Below are 3,140 nucleotides of genomic sequence, written 5' to 3' on the forward strand. Positions count from 1 at the left end.
CAAGCGGCCAGACCCGGCACACCGCGATCACCTCGCCGTCCAGCACGGCGACGCGGTTGATGTCCGGGATCGAGGCGGAATATTCGCGCAGGCGCTCTGCCGTCTTGGCAAAGTGGCCCGGCCCGAAGGTCGCATCGAAGAGGTTCTCGATGGCATCGGCGTGTCGCACGGGCGTCTCGGGGAGGATTTCCAGCATGCGCGCCGCTTAGAGCGCTGCGCCGGGATGTGCAACAGGGATTGGGCGTCTGGGGCGGTGTGAAAATTTCCGCTTGAAATAGTTCAATAGTTCTACGATTATAGAAATATGAAACAGCAAGACGCTATAGACGCCCTCTCTGCCCTCGCCCAGTCCCGGCGGCTCGATGTGTTCCGCCTGCTCGTGAAGGCAGGGCGGTCGGGCCTGCCCGCCGGCGAGATCGCCGAGGCGCTGAGTGTTCCGGCCAACACATTATCAGCGCAGCTGGGCATCCTCTCACAGGCAGGCCTGATCGAAGGCCGGCGCGAGGGCCGCTCCATCATCTACTCGGTCCAGTTCGATGCCGTCAGCGACCTGATCGTCTGGCTTATGGAAGACTGCTGCGCGGGTGAGCGCGATGTCGCCGGCCCCGTCCAGTTCGCCGCGAACCGTTGCTGCGGCTGAACCACCCACACATTTTCAACCGGCAAAGGAGCCGAAAAATGAAACGCCTGCATATCCATGTTGCCGTCGACGATCTGTCTCAAGCGACCTCGTTCTACTCCACCCTGTTCGATGCCGAACCAACTGTCGAAAAGCGGGACTATGCGAAGTGGATGCTGGAGGACCCTCGGGTGAACTTTGCGATCTCTGCGCGGGGTGCGGCGGGGGGCGTGGAGCATCTCGGCATCCAGGTCGAGACCGCCGACGAGCTTGCCGAGGTCTATGGCCGGCTGGCACGCGCCGACGCGGCCGTGCTGGAAGAGGGCGAGACAATTTGCTGCTACGCCAAATCCGAGAAGAGCTGGATCAGCGATCCGGCCGGCGTCTCCTGGGAAGTCTTCCACACCCATGGCGAGGCGGCCTCTTATGGTGGCGGCGTCGAGGCTGAGGACGGACGATTGGCGAAGACGCCGACGGGCATGCCGCGGTCTGCGGGCCCGGCGGCCTGCTGCGCTGGCTGACCGGCGAGGGGGCAAATGACCACCGCACGGAAATATCTCGCCGAATTTTTCGGCTCATTGCTGCTGTCGGGCGTGGTGATCGGCTCGGGCATTCTCGCGCTTGATCTGTCGGCCGGGAATGATGCCGTCGCGCTCATCGGCAATACGGCGGCGACGGGCGCGATCCTCTGGGTACTGGTCGCTGTGCTTGCTCCCATCTCGGGCGCGCACTTCAATCCGGCGGTGACGCTCGGCTTCCTGATCCGCCGGGAGATTTTGCTGCCGGATGCCGCCGCCTATGTCCTCATCCAGGTCGCCGGCTGCGTGGCGGGCGCCTGGCTCGCCCATGCCATGTTCGAGCTGCCGCTGCTCCAGATCGCCGCGACGGACCGCTCGGGCGCCGCCAAGATGCTCGCCGAAGGGGTGGCCACTTTCGCGCTCGTCTTTGCGATCTTCGGGGCGATCCGGCACTCGCCGAAAGCTGTCCCGGCCGCCGTCGCGCTGACTATCACCGCCGGCTACTGGTGGACCGCCTCAACCAGCTTCGCCAATCCGGCGATCACGGCCGCGCGGGCGCTTTCGGATACGTTTGCAGGGGTGCGACCTGCCGATGTGCCAGGCTTCGTGGTCGCTCAGCTGATCGGGGCGGTGCTCGCGACAGGCGTGAGCGCGGTGTTGTTCGGGGCGCGCGGCAAGGCCTGACGCCGCTGGTCCCCGTGAAGGCGGGGATCTCCATCAGCCGGGTTGGGTGCTTCGAAGCAGCACCAGCGGCCGCAGACCCGGGTCTCCGGGCGCGGCAGTCATCAATCTTGTTGCAACAGAAGCCGCCATGGTGAGCGAAGTCGAACCATGGGGGCGGGAGATTGTTTCCCGGCCCGTCCTTCGACGTCGCTCAGGAAACGGGCCCTGCGCCGTTCAAGGCGGATCGGGGTCTGTGGAGACTGCGAGTAGGGCGAGCGGATCGGAACTGCCAGCTCCGGAAAAGGAGAGCCCCGCACTGCCGCAGGCGAGGATCGCGGCGAGCGTCATGTCGCGCGCGAGCCCGGCGCAAAGGCGGGCGAGAACATCGGGGTCAAACCGGGTTTCGAGCTTGAGCCAGGGCGTCTTGTCGAAGCCGTCCGGCAGGGCGCATTTGGCGCGCCGTTCGGCCTCGGTCTCGTCCCAGGCGGAGATGAAGATCATGCCGTCGTCGCGCAGATGCCAGCGCATCCATGTGCGGCCTTCCTCGCGCGCCACGCGGTAGGTCAGGTCGAGCCGGCGGAGATTATAGAAGAGCTGCCACCAGTGCCGCACCGGCACCTGCATCAGACACCACCAGATTTTCTGCCAGGTCAGCTCCATGCGGCAGGCTTATAGCCGGGGGCTGGGGGAGGGGGATGGATTAAACCGTAGGGTGCGATAATTAGAACAAATGCAGACGTTGTCATGATCAGGTCTTGAACTTGCTCAATCGGTGAGCTACATCGTTTTGGCCCCGAAACTAGGGTTCGGGGGAGCGCTGTTTAGGACCGCAAGTGCGACAAGTCGCGCCGCGGTGAGTAGTATCGTGACATTGATCACGGCTACGCCTCCTGAATTCTGCACGCTACTCGTATAGTAGCACACTAGGTTATAATCGTACCGATTTCGATCGGGAGTAAGGTCGGTAACCCGGGGGACAAATGAGACGCACGGCATCTTCTGCCCCCGGGTGCGCACCTGAAGACGAATTCGATCCGCTCATCGACGACTTCGTAACGAAAGAGCGAAACTACATTCATTTCGATCTTCCTTTGAGCGATTCAGATCGCGAGTCGGATTACGTACAGTCGATAGATATCTCATCTCACGCATTTTGGCCGCTGCTTGGATTTACTAAAGTAGAGCGACGGACCAAGTGGTCTCGTGAGCGAGGGCGATACTTCGAAGACAAACCACGAAAGATCAAATTCGGGTCTCACACCGATGCAGCTATTCTTGAGCGTTACGCGAAAAAGCTTGGAAGCTCTTACGAGCGCTTTCTGGACCAAACAACACTTGAA

4 protein-coding genes and 2 pseudogenes are annotated in these 3,140 nt (G+C 62.4%); 4 read left to right on the forward strand and 2 right to left on the reverse strand.

Annotated features, from left to right (window positions below; genetic code table 11):
• Positions 1-196, reverse strand: a pseudogene (locus tag WA989_RS17195) (N-acetyltransferase); the annotation flags it as partial.
• 108 nt (positions 197-304) lie between these two features.
• Here WA989_RS17195 and WA989_RS17200 point away from each other — a divergent pair.
• From WA989_RS17200 to WA989_RS17210, 3 genes are read left to right on the forward strand one after another with little or no spacing between them, the layout of a single operon-like run.
• On the forward strand, positions 305-640 hold the full coding sequence (locus WA989_RS17200) for an ArsR/SmtB family transcription factor (protein ID WP_424341706.1): 336 nt from the start codon (positions 305-307) through the stop codon (positions 638-640).
• Between the two features lie 38 nt (positions 641-678).
• Positions 679-1,140 (forward strand): ArsI/CadI family heavy metal resistance metalloenzyme, encoded by a 462-nt coding sequence (locus WA989_RS17205; RefSeq protein ID WP_424341707.1) that lies wholly within the window; start codon positions 679-681, stop codon positions 1,138-1,140.
• 15 nt (positions 1,141-1,155) lie between these two features.
• Positions 1,156-1,821: an aquaporin gene (locus WA989_RS17210; RefSeq protein WP_424341708.1), complete on the forward strand. Its 666-nt coding sequence runs from the start codon at positions 1,156-1,158 to the stop codon at positions 1,819-1,821.
• 213 nt (positions 1,822-2,034) lie between these two features.
• Here the strand turns inward: WA989_RS17210 and WA989_RS17215 are convergent, their stop codons facing one another.
• The gene (locus tag WA989_RS17215; protein WP_424341709.1) at positions 2,035-2,460 is read right to left on the reverse strand and encodes a hypothetical protein; all 426 of its coding nucleotides are present in this window, start codon (positions 2,458-2,460) and stop codon (positions 2,035-2,037) included.
• A 320-nt stretch (positions 2,461-2,780) separates the two neighbouring features.
• On the opposite strand from WA989_RS17215, the pseudogene WA989_RS17220 reads away from it, so the two are divergent.
• Positions 2,781-3,140: pseudogene (locus tag WA989_RS17220) on the forward strand (hypothetical protein); the annotation flags it as partial.

The sequence above is a fragment of the Henriciella sp. genome (assembly GCF_049649345.1).
In the GTDB taxonomy this organism is placed as follows: Bacteria; Pseudomonadota; Alphaproteobacteria; order Caulobacterales; family Hyphomonadaceae; genus Henriciella.

Bases quoted from the DNA above. Each gene is read 5' to 3' on its own strand.
- WA989_RS17210 (WP_424341708.1), top strand. From the start codon at position 1,156: ATGACCACCGCACGGAAATATCTCGCCGAATTTTTCGGCTCATTGCTG.
- WA989_RS17215 (WP_424341709.1), bottom strand. From the start codon at position 2,460: ATGGAGCTGACCTGGCAGAAAATCTGGTGGTGTCTGATGCAGGTGCCG.
- WA989_RS17200 (WP_424341706.1), top strand. From the start codon at position 305: ATGAAACAGCAAGACGCTATAGACGCCCTCTCTGCCCTCGCCCAGTCC.
- WA989_RS17205 (WP_424341707.1), top strand. From the start codon at position 679: ATGAAACGCCTGCATATCCATGTTGCCGTCGACGATCTGTCTCAAGCG.